The organism is Streptomyces sp. CBMA123, from assembly GCF_014596465.1.
Lineage (GTDB): Bacteria > Actinomycetota > Actinomycetes > Streptomycetales > Streptomycetaceae > Kitasatospora.
Genome location: NZ_MECK01000471.1, coordinates 1 through 1623, shown reverse-complemented (window position 1 = coordinate 1623; position 1623 = coordinate 1). Strand labels below are relative to the sequence as shown.

The 1623-nt window shown below is 76.4% G+C and carries 1 protein-coding gene and 1 pseudogene; one reads left to right on the top strand and one right to left on the bottom strand.

The window, feature by feature from the left end:
• Positions 1 to 214: pseudogene (locus BG452_RS34535) on the bottom strand (hypothetical protein); the annotation flags it as partial.
• A 248-nt stretch (positions 215 to 462) separates the two neighbouring features.
• Between BG452_RS34535 and BG452_RS34530 the strand changes: the two are divergent.
• On the top strand, positions 463 to 1623 hold a 1161-nt coding region (locus tag BG452_RS34530; RefSeq protein ID WP_188308294.1), incomplete at its 3' end, for an MGDG synthase family glycosyltransferase.

The window sequence follows — 1623 nt, the reverse complement described above, 5'->3', positions numbered from 1 at the left end:
GCTCCCGGCGCGCGCCGAGCACCGCGCCCGCCCCGGCCAGCGCCCACCCGAGCAGCAGCGCGCCCGGCGGGATCCGGTCTCCGGAGGCGAGTTCGTGCCCGGCGGCGGCCAGCACGACGCAGACCGTCGCGAAGGGCAGGGCCCGCAGCACGCGAAGGTCGAGGGCGGCGGCGCGTAGCGGTATCGGTACGCGCCCGGCATCGAGGTCGGACATGGCGACGCCATCATGGCAGTCGCCGCGGCGGAAAGGCCGCGGGTGGTTCTGAACTTAAGCGGATCTTCAGCAAGGCCCTGCCATTCTGACCGTCCCGTCCGGGGGAAGCCCGGGCGCCGCCGAGGATCGGACCGCGCGCCGTGACCGAGCTCATCGATCTCGCGCCACCGGGCGTGGCACCGCCACGGCCGACCCGACACGGCTTCCCACCCACTCCTGCCCCGTCATCGCCAGAGGATCGGCCGACCGTGTCGCAGCTCCCGCACCTCCACGAGGCATCGGCGCACCACGCCGACCCGTCCAGTCCGCCCGGCCCCGCCACCGGGCGCGTCGTCATCGTCTCCGCGAGCGTGGGCGCCGGGCATGACGGGGCCGCGGCCCAACTCGCGCTGCGTCTGGGCGCCTTGGGCTTCGAGGTCGACCGCCATGACTTCCTGGACCTGGTCCCCGCCGGGCTCGGCCGGCTGGTCTCCAGCAGCTACCGGCTGCTGCTGACCCTCGCCCCCACCGCCTACCAGCGGATCTACTCCAGCACCGAGAACGCCGGGCGCCCGGGCCCGTTGATCCGGCTGGTCCAGCGCAGCACCCACCGCCGGCTGCTGCGCAGCCTTCCGGCGGACACCCGCGCGGTGGTGGCCACCTACCCGATCGCCGGGCAGGTGCTCGGCCACCTGCGGCGCCGGGGGCGCCTGACGGTGCCCGCCGCGGTCTACCTGACCGACTTCTCCGTCCACCCGCTGTGGGTGGCGCCCGGCGCCGACCTGCACCTGGCGGCCCATCCCGTTCCGGCCGAGCAGGCCCGCGAGCACGGCGCCGAGCGGGTGGAGGTCGCCGGGCCGGTGGTCGACCCGCGGTTCACCCCGGCCACCGCCGCCCAGCGGGCGGCCGCCCGCGAGCGCTTCGGCCTGCCGCCGGACACGCCGCTGGCGCTGCTGGTGGCCGGCTCCTGGGGAGTCGGCGAGGTGGCGAAGGTGGCCGCCGAGGTCCGCGACACCGGGGCGGTCGTACCGGTGGTGGCGTGCGGGAAGAACCGGGCCCTCGTGGAGCAGTTGCGGGCGGAGGGCATCGAGCACGTCTTCGGCTGGGTCGACGACGTCCCCGGTCTGATGCACGCCTGCGACGTGCTGGTGCAGAACGCCGGGGGCCTGACCTCCCTGGAGGCCTTCGCCTGCGGCCTGCCGGCCGTCAGCTACCGCTGCATACCGGGCCACGGCCGGACCAACGCCGCCGCCCTCGACCAGGCGGGCCTCGCCCCCTGGATCCAGGACCCGGCCGACCTCGGGCCGGTTCTGGCCGCGATGGTCGACGGCCCCACCGGGCGGCGGTACCGGGCGGCGGGGCTGGCCCTGCACCGCGACGCCGCCGGCCCGGCAAACGCCGTCGCGGGCGTCGCCGAGGAGGCCGCGGCA